The 19,648-nt window shown below is 62.5% G+C and carries 18 protein-coding genes, 1 tRNA gene and 2 pseudogenes; 11 read left to right on the top strand and 10 right to left on the bottom strand.

Annotation, left to right across the window (positions count from 1 at the left end; all coding sequences use genetic code 11):
• Nucleotides 1-132 precede the first annotated feature (132 nt).
• Both ACYVOC_RS11970 and ACYVOC_RS11965 read left to right on the top strand, forming a co-directional pair.
• Nucleotides 133-552, top strand: coding sequence for a hypothetical protein (locus ACYVOC_RS11970; RefSeq protein WP_461161957.1), 420 nt, complete (start codon nt 133-135; stop codon nt 550-552).
• A 46-nt stretch (nt 553-598) separates the two neighbouring features.
• The gene (locus tag ACYVOC_RS11965) at nt 599-1,471 is read left to right on the top strand and encodes a DNA adenine methylase (RefSeq protein WP_461161956.1); all 873 of its coding nucleotides are present in this window, start codon (nt 599-601) and stop codon (nt 1,469-1,471) included.
• 185 nt (nt 1,472-1,656) lie between these two features.
• Here the strand turns inward: ACYVOC_RS11965 and ACYVOC_RS11960 are convergent, their stop codons facing one another.
• Nucleotides 1,657-3,096: an AAA family ATPase gene (locus ACYVOC_RS11960; protein WP_461161955.1), complete on the bottom strand. Its 1,440-nt coding sequence runs from the start codon at nt 3,094-3,096 to the stop codon at nt 1,657-1,659.
• 128 nt (nt 3,097-3,224) lie between these two features.
• Nucleotides 3,225-3,485: a hypothetical protein gene (locus ACYVOC_RS11955; protein ID WP_461161954.1), complete on the bottom strand. Its 261-nt coding sequence runs from the start codon at nt 3,483-3,485 to the stop codon at nt 3,225-3,227.
• A gap of 527 nt (nt 3,486-4,012) precedes the next feature.
• Here ACYVOC_RS11955 and ACYVOC_RS11950 point away from each other — a divergent pair.
• The 3 genes and pseudogenes from ACYVOC_RS11950 to ACYVOC_RS11940 all read left to right on the top strand — a co-directional run.
• Entirely contained in the window at nt 4,013-4,864 is an 852-nt protein-coding gene (locus ACYVOC_RS11950) for an FRG domain-containing protein (protein WP_461161953.1), read from the top strand.
• 533 nt (nt 4,865-5,397) lie between these two features.
• Nucleotides 5,398-5,487 (top strand) — tRNA-Ser (locus tag ACYVOC_RS11945).
• Between the two features lie 245 nt (nt 5,488-5,732).
• A pseudogene (locus tag ACYVOC_RS11940) lies at nt 5,733-5,858 on the top strand (hypothetical protein); the annotation flags it as partial.
• A gap of 152 nt (nt 5,859-6,010) precedes the next feature.
• Here the strand turns inward: ACYVOC_RS11940 and ACYVOC_RS11935 are convergent.
• Nucleotides 6,011-6,108: pseudogene (locus tag ACYVOC_RS11935) on the bottom strand (IS5/IS1182 family transposase); the annotation flags it as partial.
• Between the two features lie 235 nt (nt 6,109-6,343).
• Here ACYVOC_RS11935 and ACYVOC_RS11930 point away from each other — a divergent pair.
• Both ACYVOC_RS11930 and fghA read left to right on the top strand, forming a co-directional pair.
• The gene (locus tag ACYVOC_RS11930; RefSeq protein WP_116004597.1) at nt 6,344-7,450 is read left to right on the top strand and encodes an S-(hydroxymethyl)glutathione dehydrogenase/class III alcohol dehydrogenase; all 1,107 of its coding nucleotides are present in this window, start codon (nt 6,344-6,346) and stop codon (nt 7,448-7,450) included.
• Nucleotides 7,451-7,515: 65 nt separating this feature from the next.
• The gene (fghA, locus tag ACYVOC_RS11925; RefSeq protein WP_116004596.1) at nt 7,516-8,379 is read left to right on the top strand and encodes an S-formylglutathione hydrolase; all 864 of its coding nucleotides are present in this window, start codon (nt 7,516-7,518) and stop codon (nt 8,377-8,379) included.
• Here fghA and ACYVOC_RS11920 read toward each other — a convergent pair.
• The 5 genes from ACYVOC_RS11920 to ACYVOC_RS11900 form a co-directional block, all read right to left on the bottom strand.
• Nucleotides 8,376-8,807, bottom strand: coding sequence for an acyl-CoA thioesterase (locus ACYVOC_RS11920; RefSeq protein WP_461161952.1), 432 nt, complete (start codon nt 8,805-8,807; stop codon nt 8,376-8,378). The two genes, fghA and ACYVOC_RS11920, sit on opposite strands and share 4 nt — an antisense overlap.
• Before the next feature lie 77 nt (nt 8,808-8,884).
• Nucleotides 8,885-10,183 (bottom strand): tryptophan--tRNA ligase, encoded by a 1,299-nt coding sequence (locus ACYVOC_RS11915; RefSeq protein ID WP_461161951.1) that lies wholly within the window; start codon nt 10,181-10,183, stop codon nt 8,885-8,887.
• Nucleotides 10,184-10,221: 38 nt separating this feature from the next.
• A complete protein-coding gene (locus ACYVOC_RS11910) occupies nt 10,222-10,890 on the bottom strand; it encodes a site-2 protease family protein (RefSeq protein WP_461161950.1) in 669 nt (222 codons plus the stop codon).
• Nucleotides 10,891-10,937: 47 nt separating this feature from the next.
• A complete protein-coding gene (locus tag ACYVOC_RS11905) occupies nt 10,938-11,573 on the bottom strand; it encodes an L-threonylcarbamoyladenylate synthase (RefSeq protein ID WP_116004592.1) in 636 nt (211 codons plus the stop codon).
• An 11-nt stretch (nt 11,574-11,584) separates the two neighbouring features.
• Nucleotides 11,585-12,448, bottom strand: a complete 864-nt coding sequence (locus ACYVOC_RS11900; protein ID WP_461161949.1) for a 3',5'-nucleoside bisphosphate phosphatase — start codon at nt 12,446-12,448, stop codon at nt 11,585-11,587.
• Between the two features lie 155 nt (nt 12,449-12,603).
• Between ACYVOC_RS11900 and ACYVOC_RS11895 the strand changes: the two genes are divergently transcribed.
• Nucleotides 12,604-14,379, top strand: coding sequence for a methyl-accepting chemotaxis protein (locus ACYVOC_RS11895; protein ID WP_461161948.1), 1,776 nt, complete (start codon nt 12,604-12,606; stop codon nt 14,377-14,379).
• A 198-nt stretch (nt 14,380-14,577) separates the two neighbouring features.
• On the opposite strand, the gene recJ is transcribed toward ACYVOC_RS11895, so the two are convergent.
• Nucleotides 14,578-16,287 carry a single-stranded-DNA-specific exonuclease RecJ gene (recJ, locus tag ACYVOC_RS11890; RefSeq protein ID WP_461161947.1) on the bottom strand — a complete coding sequence of 570 codons (1,710 nt, stop codon included), beginning with the start codon at nt 16,285-16,287 and terminating at the stop codon, nt 14,578-14,580.
• Nucleotides 16,284-17,240: a phosphoglycerate mutase gene (locus ACYVOC_RS11885; protein WP_461161946.1), complete on the bottom strand. Its 957-nt coding sequence runs from the start codon at nt 17,238-17,240 to the stop codon at nt 16,284-16,286. The genes recJ and ACYVOC_RS11885 overlap by 4 nt, the downstream gene beginning before the upstream one ends.
• 36 nt (nt 17,241-17,276) lie before the next feature.
• Between ACYVOC_RS11885 and ACYVOC_RS11880 the strand changes: the two genes are divergently transcribed.
• From ACYVOC_RS11880 to ACYVOC_RS11870, 3 genes are read left to right on the top strand one after another with little or no spacing between them, the layout of a single operon-like run.
• The gene (locus tag ACYVOC_RS11880) at nt 17,277-18,533 is read left to right on the top strand and encodes a lipoprotein-releasing ABC transporter permease subunit (protein ID WP_116004587.1); all 1,257 of its coding nucleotides are present in this window, start codon (nt 17,277-17,279) and stop codon (nt 18,531-18,533) included.
• Nucleotides 18,526-19,275, top strand: a complete 750-nt coding sequence (lolD, locus tag ACYVOC_RS11875; protein WP_461161945.1) for a lipoprotein-releasing ABC transporter ATP-binding protein LolD — start codon at nt 18,526-18,528, stop codon at nt 19,273-19,275. Before ACYVOC_RS11880 ends, lolD begins: the two co-directional genes overlap by 8 nt.
• 14 nt (nt 19,276-19,289) lie before the next feature.
• Nucleotides 19,290-19,622: a DMT family transporter gene (locus ACYVOC_RS11870; protein ID WP_116004585.1), complete on the top strand. Its 333-nt coding sequence runs from the start codon at nt 19,290-19,292 to the stop codon at nt 19,620-19,622.
• Nucleotides 19,623-19,648: the final 26 nt, after the last annotated feature.

Genomic DNA, 19,648 nt, shown 5'->3' with positions numbered 1-19,648 from the left:
AGTCAGACTGCCATGATGGTGGCCTGACTTAAACCAACTGGCCTCCACGAAAGCCGGGGCGATTCAATCAGCAAGCCAGCGACAAAGTCGGCACGCTTTACGAGCGCACGCAACCCCAATCTAGAGACACGCTTGTTGACGACAGCCTTTACCGTCAACCACGACGACAAGGTACTCGGATACTTGCGGCAAGAGATGCTCAAGTTGAAGGTGGCCGAGCACGCGTTTGCCTGTAACTACCTTTTGCGGGCCTTCGTGGAACGAGTCATGACACTCTTCCTCGTCAAGCGAGGCGCTCACCGCGACAAGATGAGTGATCGGGATCTGACACAAACTTGTGCGCGTGAAATGCTGACTGCGGGCGCAAAGCGCGGCATACATGACATCGTGAACAAGGCGGGCTCCAACGATGCTACACCCTACAACTTGGCTTGTCTTGGGGCCGCCATCCATGGGGGGCATATCCCCACGCAGCGCGATCTGGTGAAGTACAGCCACACATGGCAGCCTGCCCTTCGATTCATGCTGGATCACATGGCTGGCATTGCCTGACGGTGACCCTGACCAAGAGGCTGGGATTTCGATATCCTCGTGCGCAATGCCCGTAACCCATTCTCCACTCCGCTATCCTGGTGGCAAGACTCAACTGGCGCCGTTCGTCCTGGATCTGATACAGGGTAATGGCCTTTACGGAGGGGTCTACTGCGAGCCATTTGCTGGCGGAGCTGGCGTGGCTTGGCAACTGTTGCTAGATGGACATATCTCCGAAGTCTGGATTAACGACCTAGACCCAGCCATTCATGCGTTCTGGAGTGCCGTGCTTGACGACACTGATGCACTGTGCGAATTGGTGGAGAGTACTCCCATCACCATAGATGAGTGGCACTTGCAGAGAGCAACCCTTCAGGCCGATAGCGCTACACCATTACAGCGCGGGTTTGCCACGCTTTTTATGAACCGAACCAACCGTTCCGGCATCCTCAAGGGGGGTGTGATCGGGGGGCTAGGGCAGACAGGAAACTACGCATTGGATTGTCGGTTCAATAGAAGAGAGCTTGTCCGCAAGATCAAGCGAATTGGTTCCTACCGAGCGGTGATTCGCCTTTCCTGCCTTGACGCCGCTGAATGCCTGAAAGAGTGGGACAAGGCCTTGCCCACGCGCTCTTTGATTAACATAGATCCACCTTATTTCGCACAGGGTCAAGCCCTTTATCTGAATTTTTACAAGACCGAAGATCATGCCGATTTGGCGGAGGTAGTTCGAGGCTTGCGCCGCCATTGGATGGTGACCTACGACAATGTGCCCGATATCTCTAGGCTTTATCGAGGCCTGCCACAGCACACTAGCAGCCTGATTTACTATGCTCAAATCAAGCGCCGAGCAAATGAACTGATGGTGTTATCTCCCTCTCTGACGCTTCCCATTGAGGCCGACTCGGTCACTAAGCGCGTTTCGCGCCTCGTGGCATAACATTTGGGCCACCTTGGACGGTCGGGGGCATTCGCGCGCGTGCTGTAGTCGACTTGATTAGCCGCTTGTGACATCAGCGTGAGATCGCCTGTTGATGCCCTTTTCTCCGGGGCTGTACCGATGCCGCCCCGCCCGGCCCGGCCCCGTAGGGGCAGGAGGGCGGGGTGGGCACTTTGCGAGGCGTATTACGTGCCCATGGTCAGCATACCGCTGTCGTTTTGCAGCAATTGACCGGCCTCGATCAGTGCATCAATCGCTTCCCGAGCCCGAGTCGAGCGGTGCTTGGTGGACACCGCACTGAATGCAGCCTTGACGACTTCCAGCGCTTCGTCGCGAGTGATTTCCTTGAGCGGATCACCGTTGGCGCCGACTTGCATGTGCATCGACAGTGCCAGGAGGGCCTCCTTCTGCAGTGGCGTCAGCGTCGTTGATTTCGCGGCCTTCTCCACCGCTGGCGATCCCTCCACCTCCGTGAGTGCTGGGCCAACAATGGGCAAGCCATAGTCATCTTCGCCCAAGGCAATGTTCTCGATGGTGAAGTAGTACTTCTTTCCACCGGGCCCCTGGCGAGTTTTGATCAGCTCAACGATCCGCATGCCTGATTCCGTCTCATCCACCATCAGGCAGGTGTCGAGTGCTGCATAGAGACTGGAGTGTCCCCGTGGCCCCCTGTCCTTGGCCTTGCCGGTGTGGTGGGTGAGCACGACAGCCGCCCCTGTCAGATTGATGAGCAGGTTGGCATGCGCGATCACCATCCCCATGTCGGTCGAGAGATTCTCGTCACTGCCGGGGATGGCACGGTTCAAGGTGTCGATGAAGATCACATCCACGCCACCAGATTCGTTAACGTGGTGTGCAAGACCCTCAACGGAATCCCTGTCATTCAAGCACCACGGCCTTGTCAGAAACATGGCGTCTGGCGCAGGAAATGACCACCCTGGATGGTGTTGCTCGATGGCTTCCAGCCGAGGCTTGAGGTCGCCTTCCAGATTGACGTACAGCATGCGAGCGCGCTTCGGAATTGCGTGGCCGAATACCTCATGTCCGTTGAGCAAGGCCGCGCCGAGGTGTAGCTGGAACACGGATTTACCGCTACCAGATGGTCCGGCGATCATGGCGAGCTGTCCCTTGCTGATCAGTCCATGGATGAGCGGGATCGCGGATGGCTCGGCCTGTACATCGGCGCGGGTGAGCAACCCGAATTCCCGCGCCTGTTTGGGCAGTTGCACTGGATCGATTTGATCGCTGTCTTCGTCGATGCGCGGCTCAGATTCCGGCAGGCCGGGCTCCGAGCGTTCGTTCTCAGCGTGGGGCGCCTCGTCTTGGACGGTGCTGGGAGATTGAGCCTCGGTTGAGGGAGTGAGTGGTTCTTCCGCCTCCAGGCTCGGCGTATCGCAAGAGGCTTCGGCGTCCTTTGCTTCCTCGGGGGCGGCTTCGGTTTTGCGTCCCAAAATTTCGGCCACCATAGCTGCTGCCAAGGGATTGGATCGCCTGCTGGTTGGCAGGCCTTCTGCCGACAAATCGGCTGCTTCCTGCTCCCTACGCCGAGCGGTGAACATGATGGCGGCGGCTTTCAGGTGATCGTTCTCGGGGTTGTCCGAGGGGTAGATGTGATGGTTCAGCATCTCGTGTTTCCTAGCGAATATTGGGTTGGGCATGCGCGGGACGCTGGTGGACAGGCATGCGGTTGCCTTGCCTTCCGGGCGTCTGCGACATGCGGGTATGGACGAGGGCTGAGCCCCGTCGCTTCAGGTCATGCTTGCTTGCTCGGGCGCTTGCGAGCTGCGGATTGCGCGCGGGCCAGATGGCGCCTCTGCGCCGCCCGCTTGCTCGTCCCGGGTTGATCGGCTGGTTGGGCAGTGGCGCGACGTTCCATCCGCCACAGTCGGTCGCCCACTGCGTCCACGTGATCCATGAGGTCGCGCTGCATGGCGATCTGCTGCTTGAGCAGCTGGTTTTGCTGCATGACACAGTCGGTCAGCAGACAGAGGGTGAATTGATCTTCGTAGATCATGATTTGCTCCTTGTAGTGCCAGGAGACAAAGGGCCCCTGACTACATATAAGTGCGAAATCAAAATTGATAGCAGCCTTCTCAACCCCCGAAAACTGCCAAAAATCGTGCTCAAATTTTCAGTGAATTGAAAAATATTTATATAAATCAATGACTTGTGATGCTATATACATTGTTTTCATATGAATTAGTGCTTAAATAAATTGATGACATTTTTGTGATTAATGAAATATAAATAAATCTATTCGATCAAAAATTGGCTGCAATTTTGTGAGGATGTGCTCGCGTCCACATGCGTTTGTCGCCTCGTTGTGCGCGCCTCATCGGGGGTTGTTTCCAGCGACAGGGCATACCCTCCCACGGGTTCTGGTGGATAGTGCGAGGGGGAGAGATACGGGGTGCGCGCCCATGCGATGAGGGGGATCAGGCTGCGGCGGTGGGTTGGACCTCTGATGCTCCGTTGGCGAGTCCCCTTGTGGCAACATCATCTGGAGACGGTGGATGTATCCGTTCCAATCTTCAGCTAACCATGAACCTTACTGAGATCACCCGCGCAGAGATTGCATCCCCATCAGATCTGATGACATGGGCCGAGCATTTAGAGCGCCTTAATCTTGAGCAAGGGCCAATGCTCTTCAGAGGGCAAGCCGAGACATATACAAACCTTCAGCCAACACTGGCCCGTGCTACCCAAGGTGGTGCACACGACGCTGCCGCGTTGTTGGAGCGGCGACTGATCAGGAATTTCCGGACTCACTATCGTGACCTCAAGACGTTGCCTGCTGATATGCCATCGGCTGATGATGTTGTGGCGCGATCAGATGTAGATGTGTTGAGTCTTATGCAGCACTACGAGGTACCGAGCCGCTTACTCGATTGGTCCGAGAGCGTCTGGGTGGCTGCATATTTCGCGTGTGCGTCCAGCGCCAGCAAGGATGCAGAGCTTTGGTTTGTGGATAGCTCACTACTTGACTTGACGCCAGATGAGCTACCAACGTCGGCGGTGCGAGAGCGCATTGCCGCCTCGATTGGCGGGCGCCCGACTGAGTACCACCCGAGATGGGGGATGCCGTTACTGGCGGTAGTCGAGCCCACATCCAATGCGCGCCTCGTGGCGCAGCGAGGGCAATTGACGGCAAGCGACAATGCGACTGTTGACCACGCCCAGCTCCTGTGGAGGCTCGCTACCTTACGTCACGGAAATGAGCGTACAGGTCAGTCGTTTGGTCGTCACATCATCCGGGCCAGCCGCAAGCGAGACATCTTGAGATTTCTGTCCGAGGAGAAGGGCGTGAGTGCGAAATCCCTGTTTCCGGACATCGTTGGCCTTGGGCGGTTCTTACGCTGGGAGTTTGAGGCGTTACGGACCGAGCTGTACTAGGGGGCTCCCCTGCTTTCTCTCCCCCAACTCCATAGCCGTGCACAGTCGCTTGTCAGGGGTTGTCGTTCTGCTTCGGCCACTGCCCACGCTCTTTCAAGGTATAGATGGGGTATCGAGTAGATTTCCACCGATCCAGCTCGATACCACAGACGAAGCAGTCAGCTGAGTCCACATCTTTGACCGGAACTTGGTGGTACTTGACGGCATAAATTGAGCCGCATTGCGGACATTGTTTATCCGCGCTTTCACTGAATCCCCAGGTCGCCATGCTCCATCCTCGGTAGTTGCGTGAGGCATAGCTTAGCTGCTCGTTCGTAGATCGAGAGTGGTGACAACCCATCAAGCTACCCATCATCCCGGATGAGGCCACTGTAGTGTGGGCCGCACGCTGGTGGCCGTTCTGGAAAACTACCAGCAGGCCGATGGCAGCGTGACGATTCCGGAGGTGCTGCGTCCCTATATGGGCGGAATGTCTGTGCTCACGCCGTAAAAAAGCGCCGAATCTCCTGCTAGAATCGCAGGCTTCGAGTCGCGGAGAGGTGGCAGAGTGGTCGAATGTACCTGACTCGAAATCAGGCGTAGTGGCAACACTACCGTGGGTTCGAATCCCACCCTCTCCGCCAATTTGACGTTCAACGACGTCCAAAGCTGACCAGTAAACCCCGCTTTCCCATAGGTAAGCGGGGTTTTTTTTGGCCAAAGACGCACAAAGGCGGGCAGTTGAAGCCACGCAAACGAGGGGCGCAATTGGGGGCACTTTTCCGGGTTTTCCTGTGCCCCCCAAAAAATGCCCCCAACATGCCTCTGACCGACACCGCTTGCAAGAAGGCCACATGTCCACCGGATCAACCACGGCTGTGCCTTGCAGATGAAAAAGGCCTCTACCTGGAGGTCAACCAGGCGGGCAATACTGGCGCTTGAAATACCGCCATGGCGGCAAAGAAAAGCCCTGGCGCTGGGTGTCTATCCCGAGGTGTCGCCGGCGCGGGAGGCACGCGAAGACGCCCGCAAGCTGCTGAAAGCAGGTACCGACCCCGGACCGCTCAGGCGCGAAGCCAAGGCGGTTCCCTTTCGGTCCTTTTGCGGTCTGCGCCCTGTCTCCAGGCGCACTCATCCCTGCGCCCTCAGCAGTGGGTGGCGCACCATCTACAGGTTCGATAGCGCAAACAGCGTCTTGAGCTGCAGCGTGTTCTTTCGAGTCCTCGGTAGCGCACCTTGGTATGGCCAAACTGGCGCTTGATCAGAGGCTATAGAAGCGGGAGAGAGCATGAGGGGTATGGGCGCTGAGGCGGGTGAATGCACCTGCAGAATGCTCAGAATTGTTGGCTTCTGAAGGCGCTTGGGGGAGGGTCTGCGGCGTGATAGATCCTGGTTTGTGGGGATACCTGTCCAGTGGTGGGCTGGAAATCCGCAAGGCCTCTACAGTAGGGCCTTCCCCGTGGAGCTTTGGGGACACATTTCTATTTTTTGAGGCGCACCATGAAAACCAAAGCAGCCGTTGCATGGCAAGCAGGTCAGCCCCTGACCATTGAAACCGTCGATCTGGAGGGCCCCCGTTTTGGCGAAGTGCTGGTCGAGATCAAGGCCACGGGTATTTGCCATACCGATTACTACACCCTGAGCGGCGCCGACCCCGAAGGTATTTTTCCGGCCATCCTGGGCCATGAGGGCGCGGGTATTGTGGTCGATGTGGGTCCCGGTGTGACCAGCCTGAAGAAGGGCGACCATGTCATTCCGCTCTACACGCCCGAATGCCGCCAGTGCAAGTTCTGCCTCTCGCGCAAGACCAATCTGTGCCAGCTGATCCGCGGCACCCAAGGCAAGGGCCTGATGCCCGACGCCACCAGCCGGTTCAGCCTGGACGGCAAGCCTATCTTTCATTACATGGGCACCAGCACGTTCAGCAACTACACCGTGGCCCCCGAGATTTCGCTGGCCAAGATCCGCGAAGACGCGCCGTTTGACAAGGTGTGCTACATCGGCTGCGGCGTGACCACCGGGATTGGCGCCGTGATTTTCACGGCCAAGGTCGAGGCCGGTGCCAATGTGGTGGTGTTCGGCCTGGGCGGTATTGGCCTGAACGTGATCCAGGGTGCCAAGATGGTGGGCGCCGACAAGATTATTGGCGTGGACATCAACCCCGCCCGCCAGGCGATGGCGCGCAAGTTCGGCATGACGCACTTCATCAACCCCAAGGAAGTGGACAACGTGGTCGATGCTATCGTGCAGCTGACCGATGGCGGGGCCGATTATTCTTTTGAGTGCATTGGCAATACGCAGGTGATGCGCCAGGCGCTCGAATGCACGCACAAAGGCTGGGGGCGCAGCATCATCATTGGCGTGGCCGAGGCGGGCGCCGAGATCAGCACCCGGCCGTTCCAGCTGGTCACGGGCCGCAAGTGGGAAGGTTCGGCCTTTGGCGGCGCACGGGGCCGCACCGATGTACCCAAAATCGTGGACTGGTACATGGAGGGCAAGATCAATATCGACGACCTGATCACGCACACCATGCCGCTCGAAGACATCAACAAAGGCTTTGACCTGATGAAGAGCGGCGAATCGATCCGGGGTGTCGTGCTTTACTAATTTATATAAAAAATGGCTCTAGCGCTTATTTGGTAAGCGTTAGTAGCTCATTTAAATATAGCAAAATGACCCTCCAAGCCCTTGATCTTTTGAGCGCGCATGCCTGCTTTGGCGGTGCGCAGCGCGTCTATCAGCACGCTTCCCGCGAAATCGGCTTGCCGATGAAGTTCTCGGTCTACCTGCCGCCGCAGGCCTTGCAGGGCGCAAAGCGGCCCGTGCTGGTGTACCTGGCGGGCCTGACCTGCAACGAGGATACCTTCATGACCAAGGCCGGTGCGCAGCGTTTGGCGGCTGACCTGGGCCTGGTGTTGGTGGCGCCCGACACCAGCCCACGCGGTGCCCAGGTGCCCGGCGAGGCCGATGCCTGGGACTTTGGCGTGGGGGCCGGCTTTTACCTCGACGCCACGCAAGCCCCCTGGGCCACGCATTGGCGCATGGAGAGCTACCTCACGCACGAATTGCTGCCCCTGCTGGGCGCGCATTTGCCCGTCGATTTGGAGCGGGCGGGGATTTTTGGCCATTCCATGGGCGGGCACGGTGCGCTCACGCTGGCGTTGCGCCACCCGGGGGTGTTCAAAAGCGTTTCGGCCTTTGCGCCCATTGCCGCACCCAGCCAGTGCCCCTGGGGGAAAAAGGCTTTCAGCGGCTACCTGGGGAAGGACGAGAGCGCATGGCTTGCACACGATGCCAGTGCATTGATGGCCGCGCAAACAACGCCACCGTACCCTGGCGGCATCCTGATCGACCAGGGTCTGGCCGACAAGTTCTTGCTGGAGAACCAACTGCTGCCCGAGGTGTTCGAAGCCGCTTGCGCACAGGTGGGCCAACCCCTCACGCTGCGCCGCCAGCCCGGTTACGACCATGGCTATTACTTCATCCAGACCTTTATGGCAGACCACCTGGCCCACCACGCCCTGGCGCTTTCTTAAGCTACCAGCGCCGGTAGATAGATCTGGCAGAACTCCGGCGGCAAGCGCCGTGGCTTGCCACTGCCGACCTCGATGCAGACCAGGCCCCAGCGGCCACGCAGGATGGTGGCCCCGTCGCTGTCGCGCAGAATCTGGAAGCGCCGCTCCATGGTCAGCTTGCCGTCGCTGGCGGTGATCCAGGTACCCAGGGTGAGCGCTTCATCTTGTAGCGAAGGCAATACGTAGTCGTATTCGGCCTTGCGGATCGCCATGGCGCGGTCCAGGCGCAGGTAGTCCGCCATGCCCAGGCCCAGGGCTTCGGAGTGGGCCCAGCCCACTTTTTCGCACCACTGCACGTACACCGCATTGTTGGTGTGGTTCAGGCCGTCGATGTCCTCAGCGCACGGCGTGACGGGCAGCGTAAAGGGGTGCGGGTAGTCCCATTCCATGCGGTGATTGTCGCTGCGGGGCCGGCCCGCAGCGTGTCAAAGGTTTGACAGTGGGCGGCTTTTTAATCGCTGGGGTTTTAAGCGGCAGCAGCTTCAGCCAGTGCCTGCAGCGCGGCGCTCACATCGGCGGGTGTCACGCCGTCCACCGGGGTCAGTCGGGGCGCCAGGGTCTGCAGGGCGTCGGCGTTTTGCTGTAGTTGTGCAATGGCCTGTCCGGCTTCCTTGGGGGCATCGAAGCCCGTGCTTTGCAACAGCAGGCGCCCGTTGGCATCGACGAACTTGAAGTAGAACTTGCCGTCCTTCTCGCGGTATTGTTTGAAGCTGGGCAGGGCGGCCTTCGTGGCCTTGGCCGCTTTGGCGTTGCTGGCTTGCGCCAGGCTGCGCAGGCCTACGGCCGAGCGCAGCTCGCGCAGGAAGGGGGTGGCCGCCTGGCGTGCGCGTTCGGCGCCTGCCAGCAGCGTCTGTTCGATGCGTGCGGGGTCGTTGATGAGCGCCTCGTACTGCTCACGCATCGGGGCAATTACTTGGTCCACCCGCTCGAGCAGCACCTGCTTGGCCTCGCTCCAGGCAATGCCATTGGCGTACTGTTGGCGCAGCGCAGCGGTTTCTTCCGGCGTGGCAAAGGCCTGGTAGATCTGGAACAGGGCCGAGCCTTCGGTGTCCTTGGCCTCACCCGGTGCGCGCGAATCGGTGACGATGCCGCCAATGAGCTTTTGCAACTGCGCCCGCGAGGAGAACAGTGGGATGGTGTTGTCGTAGCTCTTGCTCATCTTGCGGCCGTCCAGGCCGGGCAGGGTGGCCACGTTGTCGTCGATCACCGCTTCGGGCAGCACAAAGTGCTCACCATACAGGTGATTGAAGCTCGCGCCCATGTCGCGCGCCATCTCGATGTGCTGTACCTGGTCGCGCCCCACGGGCACCTTGTGCGCCTTGAACATCAAAATGTCTGCGGCCATCAGCACCGGGTACATGAACAGGCCTGCGGTCACGCCGTCGTCGCTTTCACGGCCCGCTTCGTGGTTCTTGTCCACGCTGGCCTTGTAGGCATGGGCGCGGTTGAGCAGGCCCTTGCCGGTCACACAGGTCAGCAGCCAGGTGAGTTCGGGGATTTCGGGTATGTCCGACTGGCGGTAGAACGTGACTTTTTTCGGGTCCAGGCCTGCAGCCAGCCAGCTGGCCGCAATCTCTAGCGTAGAGCGTTGGATGCGCACCGGGTCTTCACACTTGATGAGTGCGTGATAGTCGGCCAGGAAGTAAAAACTCTGCACGCCAGGGCGCAGGCTGGCCGCCACCGAGGGGCGGATGGAGCCGACGAAGTTGCCCAGGTGGGGCGTGCCCGTGGTGGTGATGCCGGTGAGAAAGCGCGTGGTGCTCATGGGAACGAAATCAGCAGACAAAGGAAAAAGTGGGGGGATTAGCGCAGCAGCGCTGTGAGCGGTGTGAGCAGCAGGTTGATGGCGCCATAGCCTAGCGCCATCAGCGGGCGCAGCCACAGGCTGCCGACGATGCCCGCAATCACCAGGCCCATCACGATGAAGAAACCCCAGGGCTCGATGCGCGAGACCATGTGGGCTTGCTTCCAGGGCAGCAGGCCGACCAAGATGCGACCGCCATCGAGCGGCGGCAGCGGGAACAGGTTAAAAGCCCACATCACCAGGTTGACCAATACCCCGGCACGCGCCATTTCCATGAAGAAGCGTTCATTCAAGCCCATGCCTACCAGTACCACCAGAAACACGGCCCACAGCACGGCCTGCACGAAGTTGGACGCCGGCCCTGCGAGCGCCACCCACACCATGTGCTGCTTGGGGTTGCGCAGGTTGCCAAAATTGACGGGCACGGGCTTGGCATAGCCGAACAGGAAGGCGCCCGAAGTGGCAAAGTACAGCAGCAGCGGCATCAAAATGGTGCCGACCGGGTCGATGTGCTTGAGCGGGTTGAGGGTGATGCGCCCCATCTGGTAGGCGGTGTTGTCGCCAAAATGGCGCGCCGCATAGCCATGGGCCGCCTCGTGCACGGTGATGGCAAACAGCACCGGCAGGGCGTAGATCAGAACGGTTTGGATGAGATTGGAGATGTCCACCCGCTGATTGTCTCAGACACGCAAGCGCTACCGTCCCGGTGGGGCGATCACAGCCCCAGCGCTTGCAGGCTGCCGCGCCCGGTGCGCACCACCTCGGGGTCGCCGCCGGTGCCCATGGGCGTGAGGTCAATTACCGTGGTGGGGGCCGAGGGGCAGGCGCCGGCGTCCACCACAGCAGCCAGAACTTGCTCAAACTTTTCGCGGATCTCTTGCGCATCGTTGAGGGGTTCGGTTTCGCCGGGGGCAATCAATGTGGTCGCCAGCAGCGGCGCGCCATGCAAGGCCAGCAGTTCTTGCAGCGCCTTGTGTTCGGGCACGCGCAGGCCGATGGTCTTGCGCGAAGGGTGGCTCACACGGCGGGGCACTTCCTTGGTCGCTTCCAGGATGAAGGTGTAGGCGCCCGGCGTGGCCAGCTTGAGCAGGCGGTACTGGCGGTTGTCCACGCGCGCATAGCTCGACAGTTCTGACAGGTCACGGCACAGCAGGGTGAGGTGGTGCTTGTCATCCACCTGGCGGATGCGGCGCAGCAGGTCGGCGGCGTTTTTGTCGTCCAGGTGGCACACCAAGGCATAGCTCGAATCCGTGGGTACGGCCACGATGCCGCCCTTTTGCAGCAACGCAGCCGCCTGCTTGAGCAAGCGCGGTTGGGGGTTTTCGGGATGAACTTCGAAATACTGGGCCATGGTGCAGGGGGTCAGGTGGCTGGTTGAATCCGCTCTGACAGCAAATCCCAGACGGGCTGGAGGGCGGCGGGCAGCGAGGGCAGCGTACCCAGGTCGGTATGGGATTCGTCGGGGCTGTGGAAATCGCTGCCGCGCGAAGCTGCCAGGCCGAATTCCTTCGCCATGGCGGCGTAGCTCAGGGCCTCGGCGGCTGAATGGCTGCCCGTGACCACCTCCACCGCCTGGCCTCCGTGCTGCTTGAATTCGGAGAACAGCGCGAACTCTTCGTTGGCGCTCAGGCGGTAGCGCGCTGGGTGGGCAATCACGGCCACGCCACCGGCCTCGGTGATCCAGCGCACGGCATCGCCCAGGCTGGCCCAGCGGTGCGGCACAAAGCCGGGCTTGCCTTCGATAAGGTATTTGCGGAACACCTCGTTGGTGTCCCGGCACACGCCCGCTTCCACCAGAAAGCGCGCAAAGTGGGTGCGTGAGATGAGTTCCGGGTTGCCTACGAAGTGTAGGGCGCCTTCATAGGCTCCGGCAATGCCTGCCTTCGCCAGTTGCTCCGCCATTTCGCGGGCACGTTCACCGCGTCCGCCGCGTGTGCGCTCCAGGCCTTGCACCAGAGGGATGTTGCTGGCATCAAAGCCCAGGCCGACGATGTGTACCGTGGTGTGGGCAAAAGTGACCGATATTTCTACGCCGGTGAGGTAGGCCATGCCTTGCGCCTGCGCGGCGGCGGCGGCCCGCTGCTGTCCGCCCACTTCGTCGTGGTCGGTCAGGGCCCACAGATCCACCCCGTTGGCCTTCGCCCGGGCCGCCAGCACCTCGGGCGTGAGGGTGCCGTCGGAGACAACGGAGTGGCAGTGCAGGTCGGGGTTGGTGTAGGTGGTCACTTTTTCATTCTACGGGTTTGTCCCGGTGGGAAGGGCGCGGTGGAGGGGAGATCCACGAGCGCCTTGGGGTCATGGCCTGCAATGTAAACGGATGTTTCGAGCGCCTTGTTTTGTGCGATATTCAGCGTGTCAATAGATTTTTCAGGCCCAAAAGCATGCAACTCGACAATATCAGCGTCTCCCGCAAGTTGTGGGGGGCATTTTTGGTACTGATGCTCGCCATGCTGGTGATCTCCGGAATCCAGCAGAACCGTGCCAACAGCTCCATGGCCAGCGCCATGGACGAAATCGTCGTGATCGAGGAGCGCATTGTCATGGCCGTGCGCTGGCGTGGAGGCACGGAGACCGCCGTCAACATGGTTCTGGGCGCTGCGGTGACCTCGGACTCCGTGCTGGCAGAGCAGTACAACGCCAAGGTCAAGGCCATCATTGGCGACATCACCAAGATCCAGGAAAAAATCGTGGCCGAGTCCACTGCGCCCGAGGAAAAAGCGGCTGTGGACGCCGTGCTCGCAGCGCGCAAGGCGGTGCTGGCGGCAACCGCTAAGACCTGGGATCTCAAGGGCGCAGGCGACGTAGTGGAAACACAGCGCTTTGCCGATGAGCAGTTTGCCCCGCTGATTACCTCTTATCTCAAGTCGCAGGATGACTTCGTTGCTGTGCTGCAAAAGCGCCGTGATGCGGTGCGTGCCGCAGTCAATGAGCGGCGTGTGTCGTATGCCGTCCAGGGCCTGGCGGCCTCCGCCGTGTTGATGGGCCTCTTTTTGTTGCTGGCCTGGAAGCTGGTGCATTCCATTACCGTGCCGCTGGGCCAGGCCGTGGAATTGGCCGATGCCATTGCCGCCGGAGATCTGACGCGCGACCTGCAGTCCACGCGCAAGGACGAACTGGGCCACATGCTGCGTTCGCTCTCGAGCATGGCAGAGCGGCTGCGCGGTGTGGTGGGCGAGGTGCGCGTCGGGGTCGATGCCGTTTCTTCCGCCTCGGTGGAGATTGCCAATGGCAACCATGACCTTTCGGCCCGCACGGAACAGACGGCTTCGAACCTGGAGCAGACGGCTGCCAGCATGGAGGAACTGACTGCCACCGTGACCCAGTCGGCCGACACGGCCCGCCAGGCCAACCAGCTGGCAGGCACGGCCGCCCAGGCCGCGGCACGCGGCGGCGAGGTGGTGGGCCAGGTGGTGTCCAGCATGCAGCACATCACCCATAGCTCGCGCAAGATTTCCGACATCATCGGCGTGATCGACGGCATCGCCTTCCAGACCAATATCCTGGCGCTGAATGCTGCTGTCGAGGCCGCCCGTGCGGGTGAGCAGGGCCGTGGTTTTGCCGTGGTGGCCAGCGAGGTGCGCAGCCTGGCGGGCCGCAGCGCCGAGGCCGCCAAGGAGATCAAGACGCTGATCAGCGCCTCGGTCGAGAATGTGGAGACGGGTTCCAGGCAAGTCGCCGAAGCCGGGCAGAGCATGGCCGAGATCGTAGCCAGCGTGCAGCGCGTGAGCGACCTGATTGGTGAGATCACAGCCTCTTCGACCGAGCAGCGTGACGGTATCGCGCAGGTCAACCAGGCCGTGACCCACCTTGACCAGATGACGCAGCAAAATGCCGCGTTGGTGGAAGAATCCACGGCTGCCGCCGCGTCCATGCGCGACCAGGCCCAGCACCTGGCGGATGTGATTGCGGTGTTCAACGTGGGCGCCATGCCCACCCGTGCGCCCGCTGCACCACGGCGTGCTGCGCCCCCTGCGCCTGCCGCGCGTGTGGCTGCCTCGCCCGCGCCCCGGCAGGTGGCTGCACCGGCGCGCACGGCCAAACCTGCGGTGGCAGGCCCCGCCAAAAAGGCGGCAGCGCCAGCCCCCCGGATTGCCGCAGCACCGCCGCCCGTGCGCAAGGCGGCGCAGGGTGGGGATGACGACTGGGAAAGCTTCTAAGACCTTGAATACGTTCTAGGACCTGGGCTTTTGCCGATGCCGGTGCGCAATGCATCGGCCTGGCCCCCAAAATACCGGAACCCGTGGGCGCACCGCCTTGTGAGTTCCGGTATTTTTTTGATAGCTGCTAGCGCTTACCCAGTAAGCGTTAGAGCCCAATTTTTCTTGAATTATTCGGTGTGCTGCCGTGGGTGCAGCTCAGAGCTGCGCGCCCTCGACCAGAAACTGCACCTTGCGCTCGCCCTTCCACTCGTTCACGTCGAGGCGGAAGGCCAGCAGCACGCGGCTGGGCAGGGGGTCGGTGTGGCCGAACCAGATGCCGTCCACCGGCGTGCCCTGGTGGCGCAGCTTGAGTGAGAGGTGGCGCTCGCCCACCAGGCGCTGGCTCAGCACCTCGACCTCTTCGCTGAACAGGGGCGGCGCAAAACCCTGGCCCCAGACTTCGCGGTGCAGCGTGTCCACGAGGTCGGTGCGGCAGTATTCGGGCGCCAGGGGCCCGTCGGTCTCGATGCGGCGCGTGAGGGTGGCGGCGTCCAGCCATTCGCGGGCCACTTGCGCCAGCGCCTGCTCAAAGACGTCGAACTGGTCCTCGGGCACGGTGCAGCCGGCCGCCATGGCATGGCCGCCAAAACGCAGCAGCACACCGGGGTGCCGCTTGGACACCAGGTCGAGCGCGTCGCGCAGGTGAAAACCGGGGATGGAGCGGCCCGATCCCTTGAGTTCGTGCGCCTTACCGGGCGCGCCGCTGGCGGCAAAAACGAAGGTGGGGCGGTGCAGCTTGTCTTTGATGCGGCTGGCCACGATGCCGACCACGCCTTCGTGAAAGTCGGGGTCGAACACGCTGATGGCCGGGGGCGGCTCCGCGCCTTCCTCGAACAGGTTTTCGGCCATCAGCTGGGCCTGGTCGCGCATGCCGGTTTCGATCTCGCGGCGTTCGCGGTTGATCGCGTCAAGCTGCTGCGCCAGTGCATCGGCACGGGCAGTGTCGTCGGTCAGCAGGCATTCGATGCCCAGCGTCATGTCGGCCAGGCGCCCCGCCGCGTTGATGCGGGGCCCCAGCGCAAAGCCAAAGTCGAAGGTAGTGGCCATGGCGGGCTGGCGCCCGGCCACGCGCAGCAGCGCTGCGATACCGGCGGGCATCTGGCCCGCACGGATGCGCTTGAGGCCCTGTGCCACCAGGCGGCGGTTGTTGGTGTCCAGGCGCACCACGTCGGCCACGGTGCCCAGGGCGACGAGCGGCAGCAGCGGGTCGAGCTTGGGCTGGTGGGCCGTATCAAAAACACCCCGCGCGCGCAGTTCGGAGCGCAGCGCCAGCAGCACATAAAACACCACGCCCACACCGGCCATGGACTTGCTCTCGAAGGTGCAGCCGGGCTGGTTGGGGTTGACGATGGCGTCGGCCTGCGGCAGTTGTTCGCCCGGTAGGTGGTGGTCGGTCACCAGCACCGTCAGGCCCAGCGCCTTGGCCTCGGCCACGCCTTCGCAACTGGCAATGCCGTTGTCCACGGTGATGAGCACGTCGGCGCCTTGCTCTTTGACGCGCCGGGCAATGGGGGGCGTCAGGCCGTAGCCATCGATCACGCGGTCGGGCACCAGGTAGTTCACATGGCGGGCGCCCAGCAGGCGCAGGCCGCGCACGGCCACGGCGCAGGCGGTGGCGCCGTCGCAATCGTAGTCGGCCACGATGCACAGGCGCTGGTCGCGGGCCACGGCATCGGCCAGCAAGCGGGCGGCAGCCTGCACGCCCTGCAGACCGGCCGGGGGCAGCAGGCGGGCCAGGCCATCGTCCAGCTCGTCGCGGTGGATCACGCCGCGTGCGGCGTACAGGCGGGCCAGCAGAGGGTGGATGCCTGCTTGCTCCAGCGCCCAGGCGGCACGGGGCGGGATTGCTCTAGCTATGATGTTCATAGCTGCTCGCGCACGTCTGCAAAGCGCTGGGGCCTAAAAAAACCTTGAATCCGTTGGCCCAGCGAGCGCGGTGCGGTGTGCCAGGCCAGCGCGCTGCGGTCGCCGCACAGCGTGAGCTGGGCCGCACCGCCGCGGGTGACATGGGCTTCGAGCCGGGCCAGGGCGCCTGTATCCAGCGCCTGCCAGGCGCTGGCCCAGGCGGCCCAGTCCTCGCGCAGGGCCGCCTCTTGCAATCCCGCCTCGACCACGGGGGCGGGGCCGGTGGGGGCCGGGGTGTGGTCCAGCCGCCCGGCGCCATGCAGCCAGAAAGCGTTGACGGGGCGCTGGCGCGCTGCCTCGCGCTCGTCGTTGAAGGCGTGGGTATAGAGCAGCATCTGCATCTCGCTGTGCAAACGGCGCAGCGGGTGGCTTTTGTGCGAGCCCGGCAGCCAGTGCGAGACATCGCGGCGCAGCACGCGCTCGGGCGAGGCCGTGGGCAGGTCGGCCAGCAGTTCGCCCTGCGCCAGCCAGCGGGTGGGTTGGTCATAGTGCAGGGTGATGCCGTCGCCCTCGAACCAGGGTGCCATGATGGCCAGCAGCGCGCGCGATGCTTCTTCGCTCAGCCCCAGCTCGGCCGGGTCGTCCAGCGTGACATGGTCGGTGCGCACCTGCCAGTGGCAGGGCGTGACAAAGGCCCAGGCACTGTCCACGGCTTCTTGCGCGCGGCCTTGCTGGTGCAGGTGCCACGCGGCCCAGGGGATGCGGCCCGCGCCGCCCGGCAGGCCCAGGGCCCGGGCCAGGGCGCGTTCGTGCGGGGCCGAGAGGGTTTCGTCGTCGCCCACATCGCCCTCCAGCGGCACCAGACGGGCGATGAGCCGGTCCAGGTGTGCAAGCTGCAACCCCTGCAAGGCCTGCTGGCTGCCGGGTGACGAGCAGGCGGCGTAGGGAATGAGCAAATGGAGAATGTCTGACATACCGGGTATTTTGCGGGATGCCACAATCGCCCACTCATGCAAATCCCTTACGAACTGGCCCTGGGCTGGCGCTACACGCGCGCCGGGCGCGCCACGCGGCGCAATGGCTTCATCTCCTTCATCTCGGGCGTGTCCATGCTGGGCATTGCGCTCGGTGTGGCGGCGCTGATCATCGTCTTGTCGGTGATGAACGGTTTTCAGAAAGAAGTGCGCGACCGCATGCTCAGCGTCGTCTCGCACATTGAAATTTTTGCGCCCGGTGGTGCGGCCATGGCCGACCCGAATCTCACCATGCAGGAAGCGCGGCGCAATCCGCAAGTGGTTGGCGCGGCACCATTCGTGTCTGCCCAGGCCCTGCTGGCGCGCGGCGAGGATATGAAGGGCGCGCTGGTGCGCGGTATCGATCCGGTGCTGGAACCCGAGGTCACTGACCTGGTGGCGGGCAGCCAGGGTGAAGTACTGCGCCAGTTGGTGCCGGGCGAGTTCCGCGTGGTGCTGGGCGGCGAGCTGGCGCGCATGCTGGGCGTGCGCACGGGCGATGTGGTCACGCTGATCGCCCCGGCGGGCCAGGTCACACCGGCCGGTGTGGTGCCGCGCATCAAGCAGATGGCGGTGGCCGGCACTTTTGATTCGGGCCACTACGAATACGATTCGACCCTGGTGTTGCTGCACCACGAGGATGCGCAGCGCATCTTTCGCCTCGAAGGCCCCACCGGCATCCGCCTGAAACTGCGTGACCTGCACCAGGCGCGCACCGTGGCGCAGGAGCTGGCCTCCAGCCTGAGTGGCGATCTGCTGATCCGCGACTGGACGCAGCAGAACCGCACCTGGTTTGCCGCCGTGCAGCTGGAAAAACGCATGATGTTCATCATCCTCACGCTCATCGTGGCGGTGGCGGCGTTCAACCTGGTCTCGACCCTGGTGATGACGGTGCAGGACAAGCGCGCCGACATCGCCATCCTGCGCACCCTGGGCGCCAGCCCGCGCAGCATCATGGGCATCTTCGTGGTGCAGGGCGCCATGGTCGGTGTCATCGGCACGCTGGCCGGGCTGTTGCTGGGCCTGTCCATCGCGGTCAACATCGACGTGATCGTGCCGGCCATCGAGCGCTTGCTCAGTGCCAGCTTCCTGCCCAAAGACATTTACCTCATCAGCCGTATGCCCAGCGACCCGCAACCCGCCGACATCGTGCCCATCGGCGTGATCTCGCTGGTGCTGTCTTTCGTGGCCACGCTCTACCCCAGCTGGCGCGCCAGCCGCGTCAATCCTGCCGAGGCATTGCGCTATGAATAATATAGCTAATAGCGTTTATCCAGTAAGCGCTGAAGACCAAAAAACCCCAAAAAATAAAGTGGTGCTGGCTGTGCGTGGCCTGACTAAGCGCTTCACCGAGGGACGCCTGGACGTGACCGTGCTGCAGGGCGTGGACCTGGACGTGCACGCGGGCGAGACGCTGGCCATTGTGGGCGCCTCGGGCTCGGGCAAGAGCACGCTTTTGCACCTGATGGGCGCGCTCGATGCGCCCACGTCGGGCAGCGTGCACCTGCATGGCCAGGACTTGGCACAGCGATCTGCAGCCGAACAGGGGCGGCTGCGCAACCAGTACCTGGGCTTTGTCTACCAGTTTCACCACCTGCTGCCCGAGTTCAGCGCGCTCGACAACGTCGCCATGCCGCTGCGCATCCGCCGCTTGCCCTACGCCGAATGCACGCGCCAGGCCGAAGCCATGCTGGCCCATGTGGGGCTGGCGGGCCGCGTGCAGCATCGCCCTGCCGAGCTCTCGGGCGGCGAGCGCCAGCGCGTGGCCATTGCGCGCGCCTTGGTCACCAAGCCCGCCTGCGTGCTGGCCGACGAACCCACCGGCAACCTCGACCGAACCACTGCCGAAGGCGTGTTCCAGCACATGCTGCAACTGGCGCGTGAGCAGGGCACGGCGTTTGTGATGGTGACGCACGACGAAACCCTGGCCGTGCGCTGCGACCGGCAATTGCGCCTGGTGGCGGGTCGGCTCGTGGCCGACGCAGCGGGCCAGTAGGCGGGAGGCTGGCGGTGCAAGCCTATTGGGTGCTGGGCATTGCCATCGTGGCCGAGGTGGTGGCCACCACCGCGCTCAAGGCCAGCGCCGGGTTCACGCGGCTGTGGCCGTCGTGCCTGGTCGTGCTCGGTTATGGCGTGGCTTTTTATTGCCTGGCCTTCACGCTCAAAACCATTCCCATGGGCGTTGCCTATGCCATCTGGTCGGGCCTGGGTATCGTGCTCATCACCCTGGCGGGATGGGTGCTGTACCACCAGAGCATCGACTGGGCGGGCGCGCTCGGGATGGCGCTTATCGTCGCGGGCGTGGCGGTGATCCAGTTGTTTTCCAAATCTACCGGCCATTGATCGGCGGGCGCGGCAGAGGGACCGAC

The organism is Simplicispira piscis (genome assembly GCF_054783455.1).
This window is presented reverse-complemented; position numbering and strand designations above follow the sequence as displayed.